Raw genomic sequence first — 23,357 nt, 5'->3', positions numbered from 1 at the left:
TATCAAAGGAATTATGTAGAGTAAATCTGTCAGTCCCTGGCCGTTTCAGGCCGTGGCAAAAATATCGCGCTGATTATGCCAAGAGTCACCCAACGCTACCACTCTAAATCTGGAAAGCGTGCCGCGCCCCGCTATGTTAGGCTTGGCGCTTCGAGAGGGATTGCTATCCCTATGTTATTATCCCCACCATTTTTATTATTCTCACAATGGAGAAAATTCATCTCATGGCGATCACACGTATTAACCCTGAAGCTCGCTGGTCAGACGCGGTCATCCACAACAATACGTTGTATTACACCAGCGTGCCGGAGAATCTGGATGATGGCGCACAGGCGCAGACGGAAAACGCGCTGGGCGCGCTGGATGCGATCCTGCAACAGGCGGGAACGGATAAGAGTAAGCTGTTGGACGTGACGATTTTTCTCGCCGATGCGGATGATTTTGCCGCGATGAACACCGCGTGGGATGCCTGGGTCGTGGCAGGCAGCGCGCCCGTACGCTGTACCGTGCAGGCTAAGCTGATGCATCCGAAATTTAAAGTCGAAATAAAAGCAATTGCGGCGATATAAACCATCACCACTTTATATACCCAATCCTATACCCTAAATAATTCGAGTTTCAGGACAAAACGTCAACGTTTTGAACAACGCGAAGCGTTAGCCCTTTAGGGCGAGGCTCATGGATGAGCCGAGTAACGAGCGCAGCTAACGCTCATGCAACATGAAGTATGACGGGTATAGAGGAGGCGCGGTTACTGCTCGTCCTCTTCTTCACCATCATCAAAATGGTGTTCATCGTCGCTGTCATTAACGGCATCATCATCTTCGTCAAACATGGCCGTGACAGCGTCACCTTTATGGCCCTGACGGATTTCGGCTGCAACCTGCGCTATCGCCTGGCCGCTGCTCATGCCCTCAGACATCAGTTCCTGAATACGCTCTACGGCAGCTTGCTGTTGTTGGTGCGTCAGCGCGGGCATACCTGTAATCATGATAATTTCCTGGTTGATAAACTCACACGTATCATCGCATGCCCGCTTCGGCATACACCAGCATTTCTGCTTTGTGGTACGCTGTAGCCAGTAAAATCGACGCAACATCATAGAATAGACACACAACCATGACTGCCGCCAATACGACCCACGTAACTCATACAAGCGATTCTGGCTCCGCCGCTATTTATCACTCGCTGCCTTATTATCCGAATGTGCTGCTCGATCGCTTTGCGCCTTTTTCCCAACAGCCGTGGGCAATGTTGCTGCACTCCGGGTTTGCCGAGCATCCGCATAATCGCTTCGATATCATGGTCGCTGACCCGCGGGTAACCCTGAGTACTCGGGGAAACAGGACAGAAATCACACGTGACGGCGTAACGAATACTGTAGAAGGCGATCCCTTTACCCTGCTGCAGCAACAGCTTGATACTCTGGCGTTGCCCACCGACTTAAATCCTGATTGCCCCTTTCAGGGTGGCGCTCTGGGGTTGTTCGGCTATGATTTGGGACGTCAGATTGAAACGCTGCCCGCTCAGGCTGAACGAGACATCGACCTGCCGGATATGGCAGTAGGTTTATACGATTGGGCGCTCGTCGCCGATCACCAGCGACAGACGTTAACGCTGATCGTCCATCATTCCCTGCAAGCGCGGCTCGACTGGTTAGCCACTCCGCCTGTTAGTGCCCCGCAAGCCGACTTCAGGCTCATCGGCAGTTGGCTGCCGAATATGTCGCGCGCAGAGTACGGTGATAAATTCCGCAAAATACAGGACTACCTTCTGGCAGGAGATTGTTATCAGGTCAATCTGGCGCAGCGTTTTTCCGCGACTTACGCGGGCAATGAATGGCAGGCATTTTTACAGCTGTCCGCAGGAAATAAAGCGCCCTTTTCCGCTTTCCTGCGCCTGCCAGAAAATACCGTTATCAGCGTATCACCGGAACGTTTCCTTTGGCTGGAAGATCGCCGCATTCAAACGCGTCCGATTAAAGGGACATTGCCGCGTCTCTCTGACCCAGAGAGCGATAAACAACAGGCGACAAAGCTTGGTGGCTCAGAGAAAGATCGTTCGGAAAACCTAATGATTGTCGATCTCCTGCGTAACGACATCGGCCGCGTTGCGGTTCCGGGCAGCGTCCGCGTGCCGGAACTGTTTGCCGTCGAACCTTTTCCCGCGGTGCACCATCTGGTCAGTACGATTGAAGCACAGCTACCAGAAGATTGCCCCGCCACCACACTGCTGCGCGCCTGTTTCCCCGGTGGCTCAATTACCGGCGCCCCCAAAATCCGTGCCATGCAGATCATTGAAGAGCTGGAACCTCATCGCCGTAATGCTTACTGCGGCAGCGTCGGCTATATCAGCCTGTGCGGCACCATGGACACCAATATCACCATCAGGACGTTATTAACCGAACGCGGTAGGATTTACTGCTGGGCGGGCGGCGGCATCGTTGCCGACAGTCAGGCACAGGCTGAATATCAGGAAACATTTGATAAAGTGGGCCGTATTCTTCCCCTGTTGGATAGCTCCCAGACAATTCAGGTACTGAATAAATGAGTGAGATTGCTTTGCCGCCAACGGCTTTTGCGCTGAACGACTTTATTACGCGCTTTCAGTTACAGCTTCCGCCATCGTTGCGGCCTGTGCACCAGCAGCGTCAGGCAGCGGTGCTGGTGCCAATTATTTGCCATCCTACCCCCACGCTGTTATTGACCCGACGTTCTGCGGACCTGCGTAAACACGCCGGACAAGTGGCGTTCCCTGGCGGAGCGGCAGATAAAGCGGATCGTTCGCTCATCGAAACGGCGCTGCGTGAAGCGCAGGAAGAAGTGGCTATCCCACCAGAAAACGTTCAGGTATTGGGCGTCTTACCGCCGTTGGACAGCGTCAGCGGCTTTCAGGTCACGCCAGTTGTCGGACTCATCGCGGCGCAGACCCGCTTCCATCCCAATGAAGATGAAGTCGCCGAGCTGTTTGAAATGCCGTTGGACAAGGCATTCGCGCTCACGCGCTATTACCCGCTAGATATCGAACGCAAACAGCAGCGCCACCGGGTTTACCTCTCCTGGTATCAGCAGCAGTTTGTCTGGGGGCTGACGGCAGCCATCATCCACCAACTCGCCCTACAGATTTCCGACAGGCCTTACGCATAAGGCCGCGCTCAGCGGCTTTTGTCTTATCACTTCCTTTCCTTCAACAAATATCCCTGACTTGAAAGTGGACTCTTCGCTTAAAAAGCCCCACCGATACCATTTACAATGACTTAGCGCACGATTGGGATAAGTTAAATTGTGCGGTGTCATAAGTTTATTTCATGCGAAAAACAAAGCCATACAACATATTCCACACTACAATAGCGCGATTTAACGAGTTTTATTCTAATCTTTGGGGATATATCCACTAAAATTCAGGTCATGTCTCATCGGAACCAAAAACACGAGATAATTAGCAGCATAAGAAGCTGATTGTGGTGAAGAAACCGGATGCAGACGATCGGAAAATGAAGGATGAATATGGCCTAGAGTCTTTGAGGAGTTTGGCGTGATAAGCGTTTTCGACATGTTTAAGATCGGTATTGGCCCCTCTAGCTCTCATACGGTTGGACCGATGAAAGCCGGTAAGCAATTTGTCGATGAATTGGTCAACCTGGATTTACTAGCCGCGACAACACGTATTGCCGTCGATGTATACGGTTCACTGTCGCTAACGGGCAAAGGTCACCACACGGATATCGCCATCATCATGGGTCTGGCGGGCAACATGCCAGATACGGTTGATATTGATGCCATCCCTGGCTTTATCCGCGATGTCGAGCAACGCGAGCGCCTGCTACTGGCTAATGGGCAGCATGACGTCGATTTCCCACGTGAAGGCGGCATGGTTTTCCGCAGTGAAAATCTGCCATTGCACGAAAACGGCATGACCATCACCGCCTTTGACAGCAATAAAGAAATTTATAGCAAAACCTATTACTCCATTGGCGGTGGCTTTATCGTTGATGAAGCGCATTTTGGCAAAGACACCACCACTGATGTCGCCGTTCCTTACACATTCCATTCCGCCAAAGAAATGTTGGAACACTGTAAGCAGAGTGGCCTGTCACTTTCCGGGATGGTGATGCGCAACGAGTTGGCGCTGCACAGTCGTCAGGACATTGACGCCTACTTTGCCGATATCTGGCAGACGATGCGCGCCTGTATCGATCGCGGCATGAACACCGAAGGCGTGTTGCCGGGCCCATTACGCGTACCACGTCGCGCCTCTGCGCTGCGTCGTATGCTGGTGTCTTCCGATAAACTGTCCAACGACCCGATGAACGTGGTGGACTGGGTTAATATGTTCGCACTGGCGGTGAATGAAGAAAACGCCGCCGGTGGCCGTGTGGTTACCGCACCGACCAACGGCGCGTGCGGCATCGTTCCAGCCGTCCTTGCTTATTACGACCACTTTATCGAACCGGTTAGCCCGGCCATTTATATCCGCTATTTCCTCGCGGCAGGCGCGGTCGGCATTTTGTATAAAATGAATGCTTCCATCTCCGGTGCCGAAGTTGGCTGTCAGGGGGAAGTCGGCGTCGCGTGTTCCATGGCGGCGGCTGGACTGGCAGAGTTGATGGGGGCCAGCCCAGAGCAGGTTTGTGTGGCCGCGGAGATCGGTATGGAACACAATTTGGGCTTAACCTGCGATCCCGTTGCGGGACAGGTGCAAGTTCCGTGCATCGAACGCAACGCAATTGCCTCCGTTAAAGCGATTAACGCCGCCCGCATGGCAACCCGTCGCACCAGCGAACCACGCGTGTCGTTGGATAAGGTGATTGAAACCATGTACGAAACGGGTAAAGACATGAACGCCAAATACCGCGAAACGTCACGAGGCGGGTTGGCGATCAAAGTGCAGTGTGATTGATGTGCTAACGCCGTTTTGCCATCTTTTCACCCACGAATCGTCTACTACTTCGGCGTAATATCGTTCATTTTCGTCCACAAGACGTGTTCCTGAACGGATAAGCAACCATACACGATGGCGGAATTTACCCCGCTATCGTGTATGCCATCGAAAGATCCATCAAGCCATCATGCGTACCTGCCCCTATTCGGCGAAGGGGGATTCATTACAATCGCATACACCTTCCACGATTGCGCGTTCACTTTCCTGTTAATAATTTTTCCCATGGGTCATAAGCGGACGATAGCCATGTTTTAGGCCGTAAGGCATCAGATAGAAAATCACGTAAAAGCTGAACTTTGAGTGGCAATAGCGTGCGTGTAGGATAAAGCGCGTGTATTCCGAGTGTTTGCGCTTGCCAGTCTGACATAATTTCCACCAACCTCCCCTTGATAATATCGCTATATACCAGAAAATCCGGTTGCAAGATTATCCCCTGGCCTTCAATAGCAAGAAATCGGCATGTTGCACCATTATTAACATTGAGTCGTGGGTGAATGCTAACTTTTACCTGCTCTCTTTTTTCCTTACAAAACAACCATTCGTTGCCACCGGCGTTATAGCTATAAGCAATCACGACATGTTTATCTAAATCTACAGGGTGTGTCGGTGTCCCCCATACGCGAAGATATTCAGGTGAAGCACACAATATTAGGCGAGTTGTTGCCAACAACGAAGATATCAACGTGGAATCAGGCAGATTACCGATGCGGACGACTAAATCGTATCCTTCTTCTACCGGATCGACGATACGATCAGCAAGAACAATATCAAGCTCAACTTTCGGGTTTTTATCCATAAACTGTCCCCACAGTGGAGCCAACTGAAGTACACCGAAATCCTGCGGCACACCAATCCGCAAGCGACCATGCGCCTGATTGGCTCGTGTGCAAACTTGATTCTCAGCCTCTGCGATAACTGATAACACCTCTATACAACGCAGGTAATAAATTTGCCCTTCATTCGTCAAAGAAATACGCCGCGTGGTGCGATGGAGCAACCTTACGCCCAAAAATTTTTCTAACTCAATAACTTGCCGTGACACAGCCGGTTTTGAAAACCCGGTACTTTCCACCGCTTTGACAAAGCTTCCTGCTTTCACTACCGCGACAAAGGTAGCCATCGCTTGCAATTTATCCATTATCTCCTCCTGAGAGACAATATATCTAACTATTCATTATTTATCATTAATATCATTACCAATAGAATATTGTTGATACTTTTACTTCACTAGAGATTACACAATGAAAATTGCCGTCATAGGTGCTGGAAATATGGGGCAGGGGTTCGTCAAGCAACTCACGTTAGCTGGGCATGAAGTACGTGTCGCTGCTCGTGACCTCACGAAAGCCAGAGCGCTTGCCGTTCAATATCCCGGGGCTATAGCAGTGGAATCAAATGAGGCATTACAGGATTCAGACATCGCGATTTTAGCGGTTGGCTACAATGATACACACTCCGCCTTACAGTCTCTTGGCGATCTAAATGGGAAAGTGATTATTGATATAACCAACCCACTCACAGCCGACTACATGGGACTAACCCTTGGCCACGATACCTCTGCGGGCGAGGAAATCGCGAAAATGGCCACTGGCGCAATTGTTGTTAAAGCCTTTAACACGATTTTTGCTCAAGTTTTGTCTGAAGGAGCGAAATTTGCCCAGAGTGCCACTGTCCCGGTTTTTTATGCTACTGATAGCGAATCAGCAAAAGAAGCTGTCCGTGAATTAATCGAAAGTATCGGATTCTCTCCGGTAGATGCTGGTGGGCTAAAAAACTCTCGTTATCTGGAACCTCTCGGCGGACTCAATATTTATTTTGGTTACGGGGCAGGTAAAGGCACGCAGATTGCGCCAACCTGGATTAGCCGTATTTAATTCACTCTTTATTCTTCTTTATTAGGATCATTTATGTCTTATATGAAATTGACTCAACTCTCTATCGCGTTAACAATCTTTTGTTTTTCCTCTTCTTCTTTTGCAGAGCAGAAATCAACAGATATTGTTAGCCCTATTACAAACAAAGTGCAGCCATATAAAGTGACGCCAGAAGAAGCACGTAAAGCGGGCCGCGCAGCTTATGACAAACCGACGCCTGAAAATAGCATTATGCTCTTTGTCGATCATCAAGTGGGCCTGATGGCAAGCGTTCGAGATTTTCAACAGGCATCAGGCTATAAAAACAATGTTATAGCCTTAGCGCAGATGGCTAAAGCATTAAATATTCCGGTATTAATTACCAGTTCCAATGCTCAATGGCAGAATGGTGATACGCTGCCAGAACTAAAAGAAATATTCAAAGATCAACCCATTTACCGTCGTACGGGTATTATCAACGCTTATGAGGATCCGACGTTCCGTAAAGCTTTGGAGGATTTAGTTGCCAAAACAGGTCGTCGGCACATTATCATTTCCGGCGTTACATTAGGAACCTGCGTAACCTTACCGACATTGGCAATGATCAATGATGGATATCAAGTCTATCCTGTTGTTGATGCCTCTGGCGCGTGGAGCAAATACGAGGCGGATGCGGCAATGCAGAGAATGACGGCTGCTGGAGCTGAGCTTGAAAGTGTATTTGCGCTTGGTGCAGAATTACAAGCAGACTGGAAAAATCCAACCGCTGACGCGATGCTGCCACCGTTTATCAACGGGTTACCAGAATATGGTTGGGTATTACAGAACTATTGGAACAATGCTAACCAGCATACCGTTCCTGATCCTTTTAAAGTAGTGAAGTAATATAACTGAGTATCTGCCCAATTCCTTTTCGACAAAGAAGCCCCGCCAATTGGCGGGGCTTCTTTTTGCAACGGACTTACTCGAATCATATTACGATTCTTCAGCGTCTTCCGCATCCACAATGCGCTCCACACGCACCAGATCGATACGGTATTCGGAAACCTCGACAATATGAAAGCGCAGGTGGTGCAATTCGATGACATCGCCGACTTTCGGGAACTCATCACTGTGCGCCAGCAACAGGCCAGCCAGTGAAGCATACTCTTCCTTCGGGTCAACCAGATCGCTGCTATCCACGACCTGCTGCAAGGCATGCAGGTCTGTTCCGCCTTTCACCAACCAGCCTTCGCCGTCAGGGATAATATCCAGCGTTTCATCTTCATCCGGGAACTCACCCGCAATCGCTTCCAGCACGTCCAGCGGCGTGACCAACCCTTGCACCACACCAAACTCGTTGGTGATGATGACCAAGCTGCCTTTCGCACGACGCAGAACAGGCAGCAGGTTAATCACGTCCAGCGTTTCCGGCACAACGATTGGCGGATTCGCCGCAGCGAAGCTTTCGACATCCGTCGGCGTTTCCAGCGCTACCAGCAGATCCTTAGCACGGACGACGCCGATAAGTTCATCCAGAGAACCGCGGCATATTGGGAACAGGCTGTGAGGCGTGTCCAGCAATTGCATGCGGATCTGTTCGACGGAACTTTCACTATCAACCCAAGAAATTTCAGTACGTGGCGTCATCACACTGCGCAGCGAACGCGACGCTAATGTCAGCACGCCGCTGATCATATTACGTTCTTCTTCCGCAAACTCTTCTGCCGTGAGCTTCTTCTGGGGTTCATCCGCATCCAGATCATCCGTGTTTTTCTGTGAGCCCATCAGACGCAGAATGGCCTCTGCGGTACGCTCACGCAAAGGTCGGTGTGACTGGTGCTTCATAAAGTTATGACGGGCAATCTGGTTAAATAGCTCGATCAGGATAGAGAAACCAATCGCGGCGTACAGATAGCCTTTCGGAATGTGGAAGCCAAGGCCTTCCGCCATCAGGCTCAGACCAATCATCAGTAAGAAACTGAGACACAGGACTACCACCGTTGGATGCTCGTTGACGAATCGGGTCAGCGGCTTAGAAGCAAGCAGCATAACGCCCATCGCAATGGTCACCGCCGTCATCATCACGCCCAAGTGATCGACCATTCCCACCGCAGTAATCACGGCATCCAGCGAGAACACAGCGTCCAGCACGACGATCTGTGCCACCACGGCCCAGAAACTGGCGTGGGCACGATTGCCGTTACCATCATGCGTTTTGTTCTCTAGCCGCTCATGCAACTCCATCGTGGCCTTGAACAAGAGAAACATACCGCCGAACAGCAAAATCAGGTCGCGACCCGAGAAGCTGAAATCACCAAGGCTAAACAGTGGACGCGTCAGTGTGACCATCCAGGAAATCAAAGACAACAGGCCCAGACGCATTAACAACGCCAGGCTTAAACCGATAATGCGGGCTTTATCTCGCTGTTTGGGGGGTAATTTATCCGCCAAAATGGCGATAAACACCAAATTGTCGATACCCAGAACAATTTCAAGTACCACCAGCGTCAATAAGCCTGCCCAAATTGAAGGATCTAGCAAAAATTCCATGTCAGACTCCAGAAAATGAACGAGCAGATGACATCAATGCATGAACCGCATTGAATGGTAATAAAAAGAGTTGATGTGAATCAGAGAGATTCTGAATGTGGTCAGAATGACCAACTGAGTACAGAAAACCGCCAGCATTAGCGGAAAAACAGAGAACGTTTTGTCGGTGACAGTCCATGGGAAGGGCTGATGCCCAGTGCTCCTAAGCAATTTAAGGGATATTTACTCTAACAGGTTGTTACCAACTTTCACAAAGAATTTCGTCGATCGGCTTCGTATTGATAACACGCTCAAATTTTCCGCTTCTTTCCCCTTTTCGCCACTTGCTTAACTGGTCAGCATTAGAGCGTCATCACACTATTTATTTTTTCGATAACTAAAATAAATCTGTCAGTCACGATTTCTCGCCTGACAACCAGGAGGAACACAGTGAATGTCATGAATCCACGGTAAATTTTTTCTTGCAGCCATACGAATACCGCGACGGTTAACGTTCAGTAGCTGAGCGCTAACCCTGTTTCTGACACATTGACCTTTTTTGATCGTAAACGTGAGGAGGTAGCAAGTGAGTATTGCAATCATGTTATGCACTCACGGCGCCACTGCGGGACCGCTGTTAAAGACAGCAGAAATGATCCTTGGTGAACAGAGTAATGTCGCCTGGATCGATTTCGTTCCTGGAGAAAACGCCGAAACATTGATAGAAAAATATCAGGAAAAACTCACGCAGTTAGACACATCGCAGGGCGTGCTATTTCTCGTTGATACCTGGGGCGGTAGCCCATTCAACGCGGCCAGTCGCTTCGTCACCGACAAAGAAAACCATGACGTTATCGCCGGCGTAAATATCCCCATGCTAGCGGAAACCTTTATGGCTCGGGATGATAATCCGTCCTTTTCCGATTTGGTTTCTATCGCTCTGGAAGCCGGCAGAGATGGCGTGAAAGCACTGAAATATCAGGAGACGCCTAAAGCCGCGCCCTCTTCTCCGCCGCCGCCCCCAAAGGCCAGCGCCGTCCCCACACCAGCAGGCCCCGGTGAACACATGAAGATCGGATTGGCACGCATCGATGACCGTCTGATTCATGGTCAGGTCGCCACCCGTTGGACAAAAGAAACCAATGTCTCGCGCATTATTGTTGTCAGCGATGAAGTCGCCGCCGACAACGTGCGTAAAACGCTGCTGACTCAGGTTGCGCCGCCGGGCGTTACCGCTCACGTGGTGGATGTCGCAAAAGCCGTCCGCGTTTACGACAACCCCAAATATGCCGCCGATCGGGTGATGCTGCTATTCACCAATCCGACGGATGTATTAACGCTGATCGAAAATGGCGTAAATATTACCTCGGTCAATATTGGCGGCATGGCATTTAAACAGGGGAAAACGCAGGTCAACAATGCCGTCTCTATCGATGAGAAGGATATCGCTGCATTCCGAGAATTAGACAAACGTGGAATTGAGTTGGAGGTTCGCAAAGTATCAACCGATTCCCGGATTAAAATGATGGATTTAATTAACAAAATGCCGCGCTGATACCTATCGCAATGCGATTGTGATTAACGCAAATGTCACCATCAATAATAGCTTTGTAGACCTGACGATTTTCAAGATAGGTATTTATGTCAATTTGAAAAGCGTTATGTCGACATAGAAAAGCGATGGGGATAGCGGTTTATTTTTACTCAGACACGTTTTATAGGAGAAATACGATGGAGATTACCACACTTCAAATTGTGCTGATATTTCTCGTCGCGTGTGTTTCGGGGATGGGTTCGATTCTTGATGAATTCCAGTTCCACCGTCCACTCGTTGCCTGTACGCTGATTGGCGCAGTATTAGGTGATTTAAAAACCGGGATCATTATTGGCGGTACACTGGAGATGATCGCGTTAGGCTGGATGAACATCGGTGCGGCTGTCGCACCAGATGCGGCGCTGGCCTCCATTATATCAACCATTCTGGTTATCGCCGGTGGCCAGGGGATCGGTGCCGGGATTGCGCTGGCGATTCCGCTCGCTGCGGCCGGGCAAGTATTAACCATTATTGTTCGTACCATTACGGTCGCATTCCAGCATGCGGCAGATAGTGCGGCAGAGCGAGGTAACCTGACGGCCATCAGTTGGATTCACGTCTCTGCCCTATTGCTACAGGCTATGCGTATTGCGATCCCTGCGGTCATTGTCGCGATTTCCGTCGGCACCGATGCCGTTCACGCCATGTTGAACTCTATCCCGGAAGTCGTCACCAACGGCCTGAATATCGCTGGTGGCATGATTGTCGTCGTAGGTTATGCAATGGTCATCAACATGATGCGTGCAGGCTACCTGATGCCGTTCTTCTATCTTGGCTTCGTTACTGCCGCGTTCACCGAATTCAATCTGGTGGCGCTGGGGGTAATCGGTATTGTGATGGCCGTGCTGTATATCCAGCTCAGCCCGAAATATAACAAGGTTCAAGGCCAGCCGATTTCATCAGGCAATAACGACCTTGATAACGAACTGGATTAACAGGAGTGAGAAAAATGGTCGAAAACACGAATGTCAAAAAGCTCACTGACAGCGACATCCGCGCGGTATTTATCCGTTCCAACCTATTTCAAGGCTCCTGGAACTTTGAACGTATGCAGGCACTCGGCTTCTGTTTTTCCATGGTGCCGGTGATTCGCCGTCTTTATCCCGAAAATTCGGAAGATCGCAAACAGGCAATCAAACGCCATTTGGAGTTCTTCAATACACAGCCCTTTGTTGCTGCGCCGGTACTTGGCGTAACGATGGCAATGGAAGAGCAACGGGCTAACGGCGCACCCATTGACGACGCGGCGATAAACGGCCTGAAAGTCGGGCTAATGGGGCCACTGGCTGGCGTCGGCGACCCGATATTCTGGGGCACAGCCCGTCCGGTATTCGCCGCGCTGGGTGCAGGAATTGCGATGAGCGGCAGTCTGTTAGGCCCCATCCTCTTCTTTGTCCTGTTTAATCTGGTTCGTCTGCTAGTGCGCTACTACGGCGTCGCCTATGGCTACCGTAAAGGGATCGATATTGTCAGCGATATGGGCGGTGGTTTCCTGCAAAAAATGACCGAGGCAGCTTCTATTCTTGGTCTATTCGTCATGGGGGCATTGGTCAATAAATGGACCCACGTCAACATTCCGATGGTGGTGTCGACGGTGACGAATCAGAACGGTGAAACCACGGTGACCACCGTTCAATCCATCCTCGATCAGCTAATGCCAGGACTCGTCCCCCTGCTGCTGACGTTCGGCTGTATGTGGCTGTTACGACGCAAAGTAAATGCACTGTGGCTGATTATGGGCTTCTTCGCCATTGGTATCTTCGGGTACTGGATCGGCCTACTCGGCGTGTAATAGCCAATGGCCGGGCGCCAATACGTCCGGCCATTTTTTTAACGGATATGGATGCTTAACGGGCAAAGGTAAGACGGATGACAATGACAGATATCACGCTGGTCGTGTTGATTGTGTTAGCGCTGATGTACGCCATCTATGATGAGTTCATCATGGATAAACTCAAAGGGAAAACCCAACTCCTCGTCCCTCTGAAACGGGCGAATCGTCTCGACACGCTGATTTTTATCGGTTTAGTGGGGATTCTTATTTATCAAAATGTGATGAGTAATGGTGCTATTCTCACCACCTATCTTTTAATCTCTCTGGCCTTCATGGCATGTTATCTGGCTTATATTCGACGCCCTAAACTGGTTTTTAAATCAACCGGATTCTTTTATGCGAATATATTCATTTCTTATACCAAAATTAAAAATATGAATTTATCTGAGGATGGCATATTAGTCATCGATCTTGAGAATCGTCGTTTATTGATACAGGTTACACAGCTTGATGATTTAGAGAAGATATATAAATTTATGATTGACAATCAATAAGATAAACCCTTAAGGCGAATTATTTAAAATAACAGAAAATATACACCTTATTTTTGGGTGGCATTTTAACCCCCAACAATCTTGACGTTATTTTATACGATTTGTCAGTCCCTTCACTTAAATGAAAATAATTATCAATTGCATTGTTAACACGTAAAACTTTTAGTGTTGTTTACCGCATAAATAATATGGTAAGGTTGCGCCGTCATTGGGGAGTAGCCGGTTTCTGATTAATTAATGTCACGATAACTCATCAGATATGTTCGTATCAACATACTCGTTTATCTCCGCTTATCGGAGTGCAGACGTGGTGCGGGCGGCCAAGCGTGATTGGCAGGCGAGACCATAGACACGCAAGATCGTCATTCAGGTTGGGGATGATCTGCGTGTATATGGTTAATCGTCCAGCCGAGGCTATTTACAATGAATATGTCAGCAACACTTATCCTAGCATTTGGTATGTCAATGGATGCCTTCGCTGCGTCAATCGGTAAAGGTGCCGTCCTGCATAATCCTCGTTTCCGCGATGCCATCCGTACCGGGCTCATTTTTGGCCTCATTGAGGCGGTCGCTCCTCTCATCGGTTGGGCGCTGGGCTTTTTTGCCAGTCAATATATTCTCGAATGGGATCATTGGGTTGCGTTTACGTTGCTAGTGATTCTCGGCGGCCGCATGGTCGTGGAGGGACTCAAAGGCTCTTCAGACTGCCGCTGCGAAAAAGTCAAAAATCATAGTCTGGCACTATTAATCTGCACTGCTGTTGCCACCAGCCTGGATGCCATGGCAATCGGCGTCGGTCTGGCGTTTCTTCAGGTGAATATTTTCCATACCGCGATGGTGATTGGCTGCGCCACCATGATTATGGTTACACTCGGTATGATGATTGGCCGCTATATCGGCCCTATTCTCGGTAAAAAAGCGGAAGTTATGGGCGGGTTGGTTCTGATTGGTATCGGCTGTAATATCCTGTACGAACACCTTGGCTACGCAGCCTGATATACCCGTCATACTACTTCAACGGGCAGCCCGACTATCGCGCTGCCCGTTTTTATGCTTGTCGATTAAGCGATCGCGTCACTATCAATACGTTGATGCAAACGGATAATAAAATCCGTTTCACAACCAAATCCCTCCGCCGCCCGCAATCGTTCAACAACGTCTGGCGTTGCCCGCCAGGCAAAGGGCGTCATCTGCAATAGCGCCGCCGCTTCGTTCCCAGATAGCTGCATCGGATACGCAAGCGTTTGCTGATCTATAAGCTGAAAACCGGCGAGCACTTCATCTTTACCCGGGTGTAATAACACCTCATCGTAGACTTCCGCTTTCAGTTGATAGAGATGCCGAGGCCCTGGAGATACCGTTACCACCCAGCCACCAACCTTAATGGTGCGCTGTAGCTCCACGTCATTACACGGCGCATAAATTTTTACCACAGCATCAAGGGATTCATCGCGAAAAGGCAGTCTCTGGCTGGATGCGACGCAAAACCCAACGTTTTCACACCGTTTTGCCGCGCGCTGAATCGCCGCTTTGGACACATCCAGTCCGTAAATCGTCATCGTTCTGTGCGATGTAAGACGCTGTGCCAGCTCCGCAGTGTAATATCCTTCACCACAACCGATATCCAACAGCGCAGCCGCGTCATCAGCCATAATAGTATCAACGTGTTGCACCACAGCGTCGCGTAGCGGTTGATAATGACCGGCTTCCAGGAAGCTGCGCCGTGCCTGCATCATTTCGGCACTATCGCCTGGCTGCTTTGAACGCTTATACTGTACTGGCAACAGGTTGACGTACCCTTCTTTCGCACAGTCAAAGCTATGTTTACCACACGTCCATTGCCGCGGGTGTCGCTCCAGAGGTAACTGGCATAGCGGACACTGATAACTCATCGGCACATTTTCCTCATTAAAAACATCTTCATTGCGTTACAGATAGAGATAAAACGCAGGCAACAAAAAACCCGCACCATGGCGGGTTTTGCAACAGTGCTGTAAAATTACAGCGCAGTGACGTTTACTGCGGAAGGACCTTTCTGGCCATCCTGAATTTCAAATTCTACGTTCTGGCCTTCAGCCAGAGTTTTGAAGCCGTTGCCTTGAATTGCAGAGAAGTGTACGAATACATCTTTGCTGCCGTCAGCGGGAGTGATGAAACCAAAGCCTTTAGACTCGTTGAACCACTTAACCTGACCTTTAATCTTTGCCATTTCAAATATTTCCTTTAATTGTTTAAACCGCCCAAAAGGCGTTATACAGACAAACCAAAGTCGTTACTGCTTGAGGCACTAAGATAAGGATCGGCAGAGAAGCAGCATGCAACGCTAAAGGTTGAACTTAAGTCTTCTTTACTGAAAATGCCATTCATATACAGAACTGTACCTCGTTTTACCCAGAAGGGTTATTACACACTATGTAATCGATGGCAAGACCTTTTTTATCAGTCGTGGACATGCCGCACAAATTCACGTCATCCCTGATTCATTAATACATGAAGTGTTCGTTGACGCGTATATTCACAGGAAGCTTCTGAGACCGCACAATAAGGGCACGGCGGATTCTATTATGTAAAAAATACGCGACAACTGTCGCATTTCTGACACAAAAGCACCGGAAATCATAACAAAAAGCTATAATTCGAGTGCTATTATGAAGAGTTATTGAACATAAACGACAGGCCTACCCAAGAGCGAGCACGCTTATATCAATGTTTAAAATCGATTGTCATTTTTATGCTATCTATAACTTTTACATTAATACATTCTGTAATAGAAATTATTTATAGCCTAACCTTTCGTTACACCAAAAATTAACTTGTTTTAACCAGTAACACTAATAGTGCCACCAAGAAGGTTAATAATACTAAACTTGCCAGCTTCCAGCGTCGTTCTGATTTTGTGCTCATATCACTTCGATCCTTTCTTATAAAACAGAGACATTTCTCACATTGTTTATGGTTTATCGGCAGCTATTGATGTTTTCTTGAGGGTGTATCAGATTTCTCTTTTTTGGCGTAAATTTCGCCATGTGTGTAACTATGTATAATCGCTCGACAGTTCACTACTGTTATCGTTAGACTTTTGTTGTAACCTTAAGTACGATTCGTTAAATTCAAGGAGCATGATGCGTTCCTTACCCGCGCAAGCACGTGCTACAGGCCTGCGAACAGTGATTTTTCGTGTCATGAGACATCCTCCAATATTGATTCCCCGCTCTGCTCTGCCCCTTGACTTAAATGATATTGATAATTATTCTCAAGTAACACTTTCACGGTTTGTAAGGATATCCGCATGATTGGTTTTCACTCCCGTTTACCTGCCCTGTTCCGTCGTATTGTGCTCCCATGCGCTTTACTGCTTTTAGCCAGTACCTCCGCTCAGGCGGCTGAAAAGCTTAAAGTCATCACCACCTTTACCATCATTCAGGATATCGCACAGAATATTGCTGGTGATGCCGCCACGGTTGAGTCCATCACCAAGCCCGGTGCAGAAATTCATGATTATCAACCAACACCGCGCGATATTGTTAAAACACAGTCTGCGCAGTTGGTACTGTGGAATGGAATGAATCTTGAGCGCTGGTTTACACGCTTTTTCGAAAACGTAAAAAATGTGCCCGCCGTCGTGGTAACAGAAGGCATCACGCCACTTCCGATCCGCGAAGGTGCTTATAATGGCAACCCAAACCCACATGCCTGGATGTCTCCCTCCAATGCATTAATCTATATTGAAAATATCCGCAAAGGCCTGGTGCAAGCCGATCCCGCCAATACAGAGACGTATAACCGTAACGCCAAAGCCTATGCAGAAAAAATTAAGGCTCTCGACGCACCGCTACGTGAGCGTCTCTCCCGCATCCCAGAGCAGCAGCGCTGGTTAGTCACCAGTGAAGGCGCATTCAGCTATCTGGCGAAGGATTATCAGTTCAATGAAGTCTATCTCTGGCCAATCAATGCCGACGAGCAAGGGTCGCCGCAGCAGGTACGTCGGGTTATCGATACCGTGCGAGAGAAGGCTATCCCTGTGGTCTTCAGCGAAAGCACCGTTTCCGATAAACCAGCAAAACAGGTGAGTAAAGAAACGGGCGCGAAATATGGCGGCGTGCTGTATGTTGATTCGCTGTCTACAGAAAAAGGTCCTGTGCCAACCTATATCGACCTGTTACAAGTGACGGTGGAAACCATCGCGAAAGGATTTAATCAATGAGTAGTGATCGAGCAGTACAGTCATTAGAAGTCAATGATGTTTCGGTTACTTACAGCAACGGGCATCAGGCTATTCGCCACGCCTCATTTTCCCTGACCGGCGGTACGATTTGCGCCTTGGTTGGCGTCAACGGCAGTGGAAAATCAACGTTGTTCAAAAGCATCATGGGGTTGGTCAAACCAACCTCTGGGCAGGTACTGCTCAACCAGCAACCGATCTATCAGGCGCTGAAACAGAATCTGGTTGCTTATGTTCCACAAACAGAAGATGTGGACTGGAATTTTCCCGTTCTGGTTTCCGACGTCGTCATGATGGGGCGCTACGGACGGATGAATTTTCTGCGCATCCCGAGTAAGCAAGACCGCGCCATTGTGGCGGAATCGCTGGAACGCGTCGGACTATCGACACTGCAACATCGCCAGATCGGCGAACTTTCCGGCGGCCAGAAAAAGCGCGTATTTCTGGCGCGGGCGCTGGCTCAGCAAGGCAGCGTGTTGCTGCTGGATGAGCCTTTCACCGGCGTCGACGTTAAAACAGAGAATGCCATTATTGATCTGCTACGCACCTTGCGTGATGAAGGCCACTTGATTCTGGTGGCAACCCATAACCTCGGTAGCGTGCCGGAATTTTGCGATAACGTTATTTTAGTCAATCGCACCGTTTTAGCCGCAGGCCCCACGCACAGCACCTTTACCCAAAGCAATTTGGAGAAAACGTTTGGCGGTGTTCTGCGACACATCAACCTCGGAGGCTCTCATCTGCATGATGACGATGACGTCCGCTCAGTAACGGTGTTGACAGATGATGAACGTCCGGCCGTATTTTATGGTTCGACCAAGAGCGACCCTCCTGCATCACGCACGATACCGGAGGAGAAAAATCCCTGATGATCGATATCCTGTTGCAGCCATTTAGCTATAACTACATGGTCAAAGCGATCTGGGTCAGCGCCATTGTCGGCGGCGTATGCGCTTTTCTTTCAGCATATCTAATGCTGAAAGGCTGGTCGCTGATGGGCGATGCACTCTCCCACTCCGTCGTACCGGGTGTCGCCGGTGCCTATGCATTAGGCCTGCCCTACGCAGCGGGTGCATTTTTTACCGGAATGCTCGCCGCACTGGCGATGACCCTGATCCGTCACATAACCCGTTTGCGCGAAGATGCGATTATCGGTTTTATTTTCTCAACGTTTTTCGCCGTCGGCCTGCTGATTATTTCGCTCAACCCGACATCGGTTAACGTGCAATCCATCATTTTCGGCAATATTTTGGGCATTGCCGACGGAGATATCCTGCAAGTTGAAATCATCATCGGCGTGACGTTCGTGATTCTCTGTCTGCTGTGGAAAGATCTGCTGGCCGTATTCTTTGATGAGAACCACGCCCGTTCGATTGGCCTTTCTCCGCTGAAACTGAAAATTTTGTTCTTTACGCTGCTGAGCGCTTGTACTGTCGCGGCGTTGCAAACCGTCGGCGCAATTTTGGTGATCGCAATGGTGATTACACCGGGTGCCACCGCTTACCTGCTCACCGATCGGTTTGGGCGTCTGGTAGTGATTTCCATTGCGCTTGGGGCGATCACCAGTGCCGTGGGCGCGTACCTGAGCTTTTTTCTTGATGGCGCAACCGGCGGTGTGGTTGTCACGTTGCAAACTATTGTCTTCTTGCTGGCGTTTGTTTTTGCTCCCAAACATGGGTTACTGGCCTCGCGCCGTCTGCGGCTACGCGAACAATCAGGAGATGCGTTATGACGCTAATGAGCTGGCTAATCGATCCCCTGTCCTATCCGTTCATGCAGCGGGCGCTACTCGCCGCCGTCGTCACCGGTACGGTTTGCGCGGTCTTGTCATGCTATCTGGTGCTGAAAGGCTGGTCGCTCATGGGTGATGCCATTTCCCACGCCGTGTTGCCCGGTATCGTTGCCGCCTTTTTACTGGGGATCCCGTTAGTTATCGGGGCTTTTGTTTCCGGTATTTTTTGTGCGGTAGCGACGGGATATGTGAAAGAACACAGCCGGGTCAAAGAAGACACGGTAATGGGAATCATCTTTTCCGGTATGTTTGCGCTGGGTCTCGTCATGTTTGCGCGCATCGATACCGATCAGCACCTGAACCATATCCTATTTGGTAATGTGTTGGGCATCACTCAACAAGAGCTGACGCAAATCTTACTGATTGCCGGGGTGACGTTAGCCATCATCGTGTTAAAACGGCGAGATTTCATGCTGTACTGCTTCGATCCCAATCACGCCCGTGTCATTGGCCTGCCCGTTAAGCTGCTACACTACGGGTTATTGAGCCTGCTGGCGATGACTATCGTCGCATCATTGCAGGCCGTCGGCGTTATTCTGGTGATCGCAATGCTGATTGCGCCGGGCATTATTGCCTTCATGGTCTGTAAACGTTTCGAGCGCATGGTTCTCGTCGCCACCGTGGTTTCCGTCATTTCCTGTATTGCCGGCACCATGATCAGTTTCTATATCGATGGTGCCACAGGCCCTTGCATCGTTATCGTTCAGGCACTGTTCTTTACGCTGGCGCTGACGTTCCACCAGCTTAAGCTGAGTCGTCAGGCGACATCTCAGGTTGTCACTGACGCGCGGTAATCACCCTTCCGTTTTCTGCTGCTTAAATATGGCGTAACCGGAAAATAGTTACCGGTTACGTCATTCATCCGATTTATTTTTTCACCCGACGGATTGAGTGTCATCCTAACTCCGTCCTTTTTAATTGCAGCTATACTTGTCTCTCGCTATTTCCGTCTATCGGTTATCACTGTGCTATAGATTCCATTTTTATTGCGCTCAATGGGTTATTGTAAGTGAATCACCCCAGTGAATAGCAGGGTATCGGGCAATATCAACGGGAGGATGACCTTATGTGGCAAGCTATCAGCCGACTTTTGGAAGAGCATCACGGTACTGCAGAAATTCAGGAGCACCGCGAATTGTCCGGCGGTGAAATACATCCAGCCTGGTACGTCCGTTATGGCGAGCACGACGTCTTCGTGAAATGTGATAGTCGTGAAATGTTGGCCAAATTCACCGCTGAAGCCGATCAGCTTCACCTGCTGAGCCGCAGTAATACCGTGCGAGTGCCAGCCGTCTATGGTGTCGGTAGTTCACGCGATCACAGCTTCCTTCTTCTACAATACCAGCCCGTCAAACCGTTGGATGCCCACAGTGCCTGGTGCCTGGGTGAACAGCTAGCCCGCCTGCACCAGTGGAGCGACCAGCCGCAATTTGGTCTGGATTTCGATAACGACCTGTCGACCACACCTCAGCCAAATAGCTGGCAGCGGCGCTGGGCGACCTTTTTTGCCGAACAGAGAATTGGATGGCAATTACAGTTAGCGGCGGAGAAAGGGATGCATTTTGGTCACATTGAAACGCTGATCGCACGCGTCGATGAACGTCTGAGCGGACATCACCCCCAGCCGTCACTCTTACACGGTGACCTGTGGCCGGATAATTGCGCAAACAGTCAGGATGGCGCTTACTTGTTCGATCCAGCCTGTTATTGGGGGGACAGAGAATGCGATTTAGCGATGCTGCCGCGCTACCCAGCGCTGCCCGCACAGATTTATGATGGTTACCAGAGCGTGTGGCCATTGGATAAAGGCTTTATTGATCGCCAACCCATTTACCAAATTTATTATCTGCTTAACCGTGCCAATCTTTTCGGCGGTAAACACATCGTTGAGGCGCAACAGCTCATCGAGCAGCAACTCTTGAGTTAATGCAGGCAGTTTGATCTACGGTAGGAAGGATGTTTCAGCGTCTGACGCAGACTTTGCGCCAGACGGTTACTTAGGCAAACAACCCTAATAAACGCAGTACCAGGTAGCCAACGCCAGCAATGATCACCGGCAGGATATAAAGCGGAAAAAATTGCAAAAAAATCGTGTGCCTAGGTACGACCACTCGCGACTCCAGCGTCTCACGCGTGTTCCCGCCATCGCCTTTCATCTTTTCCAAAATCAGTTGATCTTCAATACCTTCCTTAATGGTTTTCGCCTGGCGAGACATCCTTGCTCCCGAAACTTGTAATGACAGACCAATAAAAATCAGGATGTAGATCAGCCAAAACATCAGCGTCGCACCACTGAAGAAACGCGTAAAATCCGGGACGGGCGAGTTGTACCAAAAAATATTCATGAACGGCGTATTGAAACGCACCATGTCGACCATCAGGTGCAAAAAATCCAGAAGAACAGCATCAATTCCCTGTCTTTTCTGGGTATACGCGTAGAGATAGTTAGCCAGCGAAACGAAAGTTGAAAGCAGCGCGGGAATAAAAAGGATCCATCCGGCAATGCGTTTAACGACGGCAATACGGCCAGCCTGTTGATACGTCATGAGAACCCCTTCTTAGCGACGCAACATTGGTGATATATCGTTTTAGTACGACGGGTAGCCTACTGTAAGTTTACGCGCAGTCAACTCTTTATCTCCTGTACCGTCTGATAAGCCACCTTCTAGGGTATAGTTTACCACTAAACTTTCTTTTTCTTTGCTGACGGAGCCAGTGGTATGTCCTTTGATTCTTCTCTACGCGCGGCAATCTTCGATATGGATGGGCTGTTGATTGATTCAGAGCCGCTGTGGGATAAGGCAGAACTCGAGGTTATCGCCTCACTAGGCGTAGATATTTCGCTACGCCACGCAATGAAAGATACGCTGGGCCTGCGCATCGATATGGTTGTTGAACTCTGGTATCAACATTCACCCTGGGCAACCCCCAGCCGAGACGAGGTTGTCCGCCGTATTATCGCGCGAGCCATCGAACTTGTTGCCGAACAACGCCCGCTTCTGCCCGGCGTCGAACATGCACTGCAATTGTGCCATGAACAGAATCTCAAGATTGGACTGGCTTCCGCTTCACCGCTCCACATGCAGCAGCAAGTGCTGCGTATGTTTAATTTGGAACACTACTTTGATGTCTTAATGTCAGCCGAAACATTGCCGTATAGCAAACCTCATCCCGAAGTGTATTTGAATGCCGCTGATGCGCTTGGCGTTTCCCCCACACAATGCGTTACGCTGGAAGATTCAGTGAACGGCATGATCGCCACCAAGGCAGCACGCATGCGTTCCATCGTTGTTCCGCAGGCAGCGTTCCGTGCTGACGCTCGTTGGGTACTGGCAGATCATAAGCTGGACTCGCTAAATCAACTGACCGCAACGCATTTAATGCAGGAATAAAGAAGCAGGAAAATAGAAAAGCGGCGTTGTAAGAGAGTACGAAAGCGTGACCAGCCAACAACGGGTCACGCGTGGGGTATTACAGGAAGTCAGCGCGCTTAGGCGAAAACGCATCGATCAGGACACTGCCATCTTCCAGCGAGACGACACCATGCATCTCGTTTTTCACCGCCAGATAGGCGTCGCCAGTTTTCAGGATACGTTTCTCACCGTCGATCACGACTTCAAAGCTGCCAGCGGCAACATAAGCAATCTGATCGTGAATTTCATGGAAGTGCGGCGTACCAATCGCACCTTTATCAAAGTGCACGTAGACCATCATCAGCTCATCGCTCCAGGTCATGATCTTACGTTTAATGCCACCGCCCAACTCTTCCCACGGCGTTTCATCATCAATAAAGTATCTTCTCATCATTATCTCTCCTCTAACGCTTGTATTGCCCATACCTTCTATTGCGCCAACAAACCGTGCACGACAACGAGTGTATGACTATGGATTGCGACATCTTAGCCACATCAGTACCAGAAGAAACATAAAATAAGCAAAATCATGACGGCCCTCAAGAAATAAATAAAACATTATTTCATTTTTATTGAATTCATATCTCATCCAAACTATTATCCCGCATAACACGAAAGAACCGGGCATGCTGAGGAATAGATGACGTTGTCACTGCCACGCAACATCATCTATTTCGCCCGGCGCTTTCGCCAGAAACAATTT

General features: G+C 49.4%; 25 protein-coding genes. 17 read left to right on the top strand and 8 right to left on the bottom strand.

What is annotated here, in order from left to right; all coding sequences use genetic code 11:
• Nucleotides 1-224 precede the first annotated feature (224 nt).
• Nucleotides 225-569 (top strand): RidA family protein, encoded by a 345-nt coding sequence (locus ACKQAD_RS14085; RefSeq protein ID WP_409160733.1) that lies wholly within the window; start codon nt 225-227, stop codon nt 567-569.
• A gap of 182 nt (nt 570-751) precedes the next feature.
• Here the strand turns inward: ACKQAD_RS14085 and ACKQAD_RS14080 are convergent, their stop codons facing one another.
• Nucleotides 752-991, bottom strand: a complete 240-nt coding sequence (locus tag ACKQAD_RS14080) for a YoaH family protein (RefSeq protein WP_409160732.1) — start codon at nt 989-991, stop codon at nt 752-754.
• Between the two features lie 128 nt (nt 992-1,119).
• Here ACKQAD_RS14080 and pabB point away from each other — a divergent pair, with 128 nt between their 5' ends.
• From pabB to sdaA, 3 genes are all read left to right on the top strand, one after another.
• Nucleotides 1,120-2,550: an aminodeoxychorismate synthase component 1 gene (gene pabB / locus ACKQAD_RS14075; protein ID WP_409160731.1), complete on the top strand. Its 1,431-nt coding sequence runs from the start codon at nt 1,120-1,122 to the stop codon at nt 2,548-2,550.
• Entirely contained in the window at nt 2,547-3,146 is a 600-nt protein-coding gene (locus ACKQAD_RS14070; protein ID WP_409160730.1) for a CoA pyrophosphatase, read from the top strand. The genes pabB and ACKQAD_RS14070 overlap by 4 nt, the downstream gene beginning before the upstream one ends.
• 388 nt (nt 3,147-3,534) lie before the next feature.
• Complete coding sequence (gene sdaA / locus ACKQAD_RS14065; protein WP_409160729.1) at nt 3,535-4,899, top strand: L-serine ammonia-lyase; 1,365 nt, start codon at nt 3,535-3,537, stop codon at nt 4,897-4,899.
• Between the two features lie 238 nt (nt 4,900-5,137).
• On the opposite strand, the gene ACKQAD_RS14060 is transcribed toward sdaA, so the two are convergent.
• Nucleotides 5,138-6,079, bottom strand: coding sequence for a LysR family transcriptional regulator (locus tag ACKQAD_RS14060; protein WP_409160728.1), 942 nt, complete (start codon nt 6,077-6,079; stop codon nt 5,138-5,140).
• Between the two features lie 103 nt (nt 6,080-6,182).
• Between ACKQAD_RS14060 and ACKQAD_RS14055 the strand changes: the two genes are divergently transcribed.
• Both ACKQAD_RS14055 and ACKQAD_RS14050 read left to right on the top strand, forming a co-directional pair.
• Nucleotides 6,183-6,815 (top strand): NADPH-dependent F420 reductase, encoded by a 633-nt coding sequence (locus tag ACKQAD_RS14055; protein WP_409160727.1) that lies wholly within the window; start codon nt 6,183-6,185, stop codon nt 6,813-6,815.
• 33 nt (nt 6,816-6,848) lie between these two features.
• Nucleotides 6,849-7,679: an isochorismatase family protein gene (locus tag ACKQAD_RS14050; RefSeq protein ID WP_409160726.1), complete on the top strand. Its 831-nt coding sequence runs from the start codon at nt 6,849-6,851 to the stop codon at nt 7,677-7,679.
• Nucleotides 7,680-7,769: 90 nt separating this feature from the next.
• On the opposite strand, the gene ACKQAD_RS14045 is transcribed toward ACKQAD_RS14050, so the two are convergent.
• Nucleotides 7,770-9,326, bottom strand: a complete 1,557-nt coding sequence (locus ACKQAD_RS14045; protein WP_409160725.1) for a TerC family protein — start codon at nt 9,324-9,326, stop codon at nt 7,770-7,772.
• A 565-nt stretch (nt 9,327-9,891) separates the two neighbouring features.
• On the opposite strand from ACKQAD_RS14045, the gene manX reads away from it, so the two are divergent.
• The 5 genes from manX (at nt 9,892) to mntP (ending at nt 14,223) form a co-directional block, all read left to right on the top strand.
• Nucleotides 9,892-10,860: a PTS mannose transporter subunit IIAB gene (manX, locus tag ACKQAD_RS14040; RefSeq protein ID WP_409160724.1), complete on the top strand. Its 969-nt coding sequence runs from the start codon at nt 9,892-9,894 to the stop codon at nt 10,858-10,860.
• Nucleotides 10,861-11,036: 176 nt separating this feature from the next.
• On the top strand, nt 11,037-11,834 hold the full coding sequence (locus tag ACKQAD_RS14035; protein WP_349922707.1) for a PTS mannose/fructose/sorbose transporter subunit IIC: 798 nt from the start codon (nt 11,037-11,039) through the stop codon (nt 11,832-11,834).
• Nucleotides 11,835-11,848: 14 nt separating this feature from the next.
• Complete coding sequence (locus ACKQAD_RS14030; RefSeq protein ID WP_409160723.1) at nt 11,849-12,691, top strand: PTS mannose transporter subunit IID; 843 nt, start codon at nt 11,849-11,851, stop codon at nt 12,689-12,691.
• 77 nt (nt 12,692-12,768) lie between these two features.
• Complete coding sequence (locus tag ACKQAD_RS14025; protein WP_409160722.1) at nt 12,769-13,227, top strand: DUF986 family protein; 459 nt, start codon at nt 12,769-12,771, stop codon at nt 13,225-13,227.
• Nucleotides 13,228-13,650: 423 nt separating this feature from the next.
• Nucleotides 13,651-14,223 carry a manganese efflux pump MntP gene (gene mntP, locus ACKQAD_RS14020; RefSeq protein ID WP_409160721.1) on the top strand — a complete coding sequence of 191 codons (573 nt, stop codon included), beginning with the start codon at nt 13,651-13,653 and terminating at the stop codon, nt 14,221-14,223.
• Nucleotides 14,224-14,288: 65 nt separating this feature from the next.
• Here mntP and rlmA read toward each other — a convergent pair whose 3' ends face one another.
• The 3 genes from rlmA to ACKQAD_RS14005 all read right to left on the bottom strand — a co-directional run bounded on the left by rlmA (nt 14,289) and on the right by ACKQAD_RS14005 (nt 15,594).
• Nucleotides 14,289-15,119, bottom strand: a complete 831-nt coding sequence (rlmA, locus tag ACKQAD_RS14015; RefSeq protein ID WP_409160720.1) for a 23S rRNA (guanine(745)-N(1))-methyltransferase — start codon at nt 15,117-15,119, stop codon at nt 14,289-14,291.
• 107 nt (nt 15,120-15,226) lie between these two features.
• On the bottom strand, nt 15,227-15,436 hold the full coding sequence (cspE, locus tag ACKQAD_RS14010; RefSeq protein ID WP_005968829.1) for a transcription antiterminator/RNA stability regulator CspE: 210 nt from the start codon (nt 15,434-15,436) through the stop codon (nt 15,227-15,229).
• A gap of 41 nt (nt 15,437-15,477) precedes the next feature.
• Nucleotides 15,478-15,594 (bottom strand): DUF2627 domain-containing protein, encoded by a 117-nt coding sequence (locus tag ACKQAD_RS14005; protein WP_102117673.1) that lies wholly within the window; start codon nt 15,592-15,594, stop codon nt 15,478-15,480.
• Nucleotides 15,595-16,516: 922 nt separating this feature from the next.
• Between ACKQAD_RS14005 and ACKQAD_RS14000 the strand changes: the two genes are divergently transcribed.
• The 5 genes from ACKQAD_RS14000 to ACKQAD_RS13980 all read left to right on the top strand — a co-directional run bounded on the left by ACKQAD_RS14000 (nt 16,517) and on the right by ACKQAD_RS13980 (nt 21,168).
• Nucleotides 16,517-17,431, top strand: a complete 915-nt coding sequence (locus ACKQAD_RS14000) for a metal ABC transporter substrate-binding protein (RefSeq protein WP_409160719.1) — start codon at nt 16,517-16,519, stop codon at nt 17,429-17,431.
• Nucleotides 17,428-18,318, top strand: coding sequence for a manganese/iron ABC transporter ATP-binding protein (locus tag ACKQAD_RS13995; RefSeq protein ID WP_409160718.1), 891 nt, complete (start codon nt 17,428-17,430; stop codon nt 18,316-18,318). Before ACKQAD_RS14000 ends, ACKQAD_RS13995 begins: the two co-directional genes overlap by 4 nt.
• Entirely contained in the window at nt 18,318-19,181 is an 864-nt protein-coding gene (locus tag ACKQAD_RS13990; RefSeq protein ID WP_409160717.1) for a metal ABC transporter permease, read from the top strand. Before ACKQAD_RS13995 ends, ACKQAD_RS13990 begins: the two co-directional genes overlap by 1 nt.
• Complete coding sequence (locus tag ACKQAD_RS13985; RefSeq protein ID WP_409160716.1) at nt 19,178-20,035, top strand: metal ABC transporter permease; 858 nt, start codon at nt 19,178-19,180, stop codon at nt 20,033-20,035. Before ACKQAD_RS13990 ends, ACKQAD_RS13985 begins: the two co-directional genes overlap by 4 nt.
• Before the next feature lie 272 nt (nt 20,036-20,307).
• On the top strand, nt 20,308-21,168 hold the full coding sequence (locus ACKQAD_RS13980; RefSeq protein WP_409160715.1) for a fructosamine kinase family protein: 861 nt from the start codon (nt 20,308-20,310) through the stop codon (nt 21,166-21,168).
• A 70-nt stretch (nt 21,169-21,238) separates the two neighbouring features.
• Here ACKQAD_RS13980 and ACKQAD_RS13975 read toward each other — a convergent pair whose 3' ends face one another.
• Nucleotides 21,239-21,787, bottom strand: coding sequence for a YniB family protein (locus ACKQAD_RS13975; protein WP_409160714.1), 549 nt, complete (start codon nt 21,785-21,787; stop codon nt 21,239-21,241).
• Between the two features lie 174 nt (nt 21,788-21,961).
• Between ACKQAD_RS13975 and hxpB the strand changes: the two genes are divergently transcribed.
• A complete protein-coding gene (hxpB, locus tag ACKQAD_RS13970) occupies nt 21,962-22,633 on the top strand; it encodes a hexitol phosphatase HxpB (RefSeq protein ID WP_409160713.1) in 672 nt (223 codons plus the stop codon).
• A gap of 79 nt (nt 22,634-22,712) precedes the next feature.
• Here the strand turns inward: hxpB and ACKQAD_RS13965 are convergent, their stop codons facing one another.
• Entirely contained in the window at nt 22,713-23,045 is a 333-nt protein-coding gene (locus tag ACKQAD_RS13965) for a cupin domain-containing protein (RefSeq protein ID WP_409160747.1), read from the bottom strand.
• Nucleotides 23,046-23,357 lie beyond the last annotated feature (312 nt).

Source organism: Pectobacterium artocarpous, from assembly GCF_046159765.1.
Taxonomy (GTDB): domain Bacteria; phylum Pseudomonadota; class Gammaproteobacteria; order Enterobacterales; family Enterobacteriaceae; genus Pectobacterium.
Note: the sequence above shows the minus strand (reverse complement) of the source record. Positions and strands in the feature narration are given on the sequence as shown.

What these genes read in the sequence shown, in the direction of transcription:
- ACKQAD_RS14085 (WP_409160733.1), top strand. Translation starts at nt 225, where the DNA reads ATGGCGATCACACGTATTAACCCTGAAGCTCGCTGGTCAGACGCGGTC.
- ACKQAD_RS14080 (WP_409160732.1), bottom strand. Translation starts at nt 991, where the DNA reads ATGATTACAGGTATGCCCGCGCTGACGCACCAACAACAGCAAGCTGCC.
- pabB (WP_409160731.1), top strand. Translation starts at nt 1,120, where the DNA reads ATGACTGCCGCCAATACGACCCACGTAACTCATACAAGCGATTCTGGC.
- ACKQAD_RS14070 (WP_409160730.1), top strand. Translation starts at nt 2,547, where the DNA reads ATGAGTGAGATTGCTTTGCCGCCAACGGCTTTTGCGCTGAACGACTTT.
- ACKQAD_RS14060 (WP_409160728.1), bottom strand. Translation starts at nt 6,079, where the DNA reads ATGGATAAATTGCAAGCGATGGCTACCTTTGTCGCGGTAGTGAAAGCA.
- ACKQAD_RS14055 (WP_409160727.1), top strand. Translation starts at nt 6,183, where the DNA reads ATGAAAATTGCCGTCATAGGTGCTGGAAATATGGGGCAGGGGTTCGTC.
- ACKQAD_RS14050 (WP_409160726.1), top strand. Translation starts at nt 6,849, where the DNA reads ATGTCTTATATGAAATTGACTCAACTCTCTATCGCGTTAACAATCTTT.
- ACKQAD_RS14045 (WP_409160725.1), bottom strand. Translation starts at nt 9,326, where the DNA reads ATGGAATTTTTGCTAGATCCTTCAATTTGGGCAGGCTTATTGACGCTG.
- ACKQAD_RS14035 (WP_349922707.1), top strand. Translation starts at nt 11,037, where the DNA reads ATGGAGATTACCACACTTCAAATTGTGCTGATATTTCTCGTCGCGTGT.
- ACKQAD_RS14030 (WP_409160723.1), top strand. Translation starts at nt 11,849, where the DNA reads ATGGTCGAAAACACGAATGTCAAAAAGCTCACTGACAGCGACATCCGC.
- ACKQAD_RS14025 (WP_409160722.1), top strand. Translation starts at nt 12,769, where the DNA reads ATGACAATGACAGATATCACGCTGGTCGTGTTGATTGTGTTAGCGCTG.
- mntP (WP_409160721.1), top strand. Translation starts at nt 13,651, where the DNA reads ATGAATATGTCAGCAACACTTATCCTAGCATTTGGTATGTCAATGGAT.
- rlmA (WP_409160720.1), bottom strand. Translation starts at nt 15,119, where the DNA reads ATGAGTTATCAGTGTCCGCTATGCCAGTTACCTCTGGAGCGACACCCG.
- cspE (WP_005968829.1), bottom strand. Translation starts at nt 15,436, where the DNA reads ATGGCAAAGATTAAAGGTCAGGTTAAGTGGTTCAACGAGTCTAAAGGC.
- ACKQAD_RS14005 (WP_102117673.1), bottom strand. Translation starts at nt 15,594, where the DNA reads ATGAATGGCATTTTCAGTAAAGAAGACTTAAGTTCAACCTTTAGCGTT.
- ACKQAD_RS14000 (WP_409160719.1), top strand. Translation starts at nt 16,517, where the DNA reads ATGATTGGTTTTCACTCCCGTTTACCTGCCCTGTTCCGTCGTATTGTG.
- ACKQAD_RS13995 (WP_409160718.1), top strand. Translation starts at nt 17,428, where the DNA reads ATGAGTAGTGATCGAGCAGTACAGTCATTAGAAGTCAATGATGTTTCG.
- ACKQAD_RS13990 (WP_409160717.1), top strand. Translation starts at nt 18,318, where the DNA reads ATGATCGATATCCTGTTGCAGCCATTTAGCTATAACTACATGGTCAAA.
- ACKQAD_RS13985 (WP_409160716.1), top strand. Translation starts at nt 19,178, where the DNA reads ATGACGCTAATGAGCTGGCTAATCGATCCCCTGTCCTATCCGTTCATG.
- ACKQAD_RS13980 (WP_409160715.1), top strand. Translation starts at nt 20,308, where the DNA reads ATGTGGCAAGCTATCAGCCGACTTTTGGAAGAGCATCACGGTACTGCA.
- ACKQAD_RS13975 (WP_409160714.1), bottom strand. Translation starts at nt 21,787, where the DNA reads ATGACGTATCAACAGGCTGGCCGTATTGCCGTCGTTAAACGCATTGCC.
- hxpB (WP_409160713.1), top strand. Translation starts at nt 21,962, where the DNA reads ATGTCCTTTGATTCTTCTCTACGCGCGGCAATCTTCGATATGGATGGG.
- ACKQAD_RS13965 (WP_409160747.1), bottom strand. Translation starts at nt 23,045, where the DNA reads ATGAGAAGATACTTTATTGATGATGAAACGCCGTGGGAAGAGTTGGGC.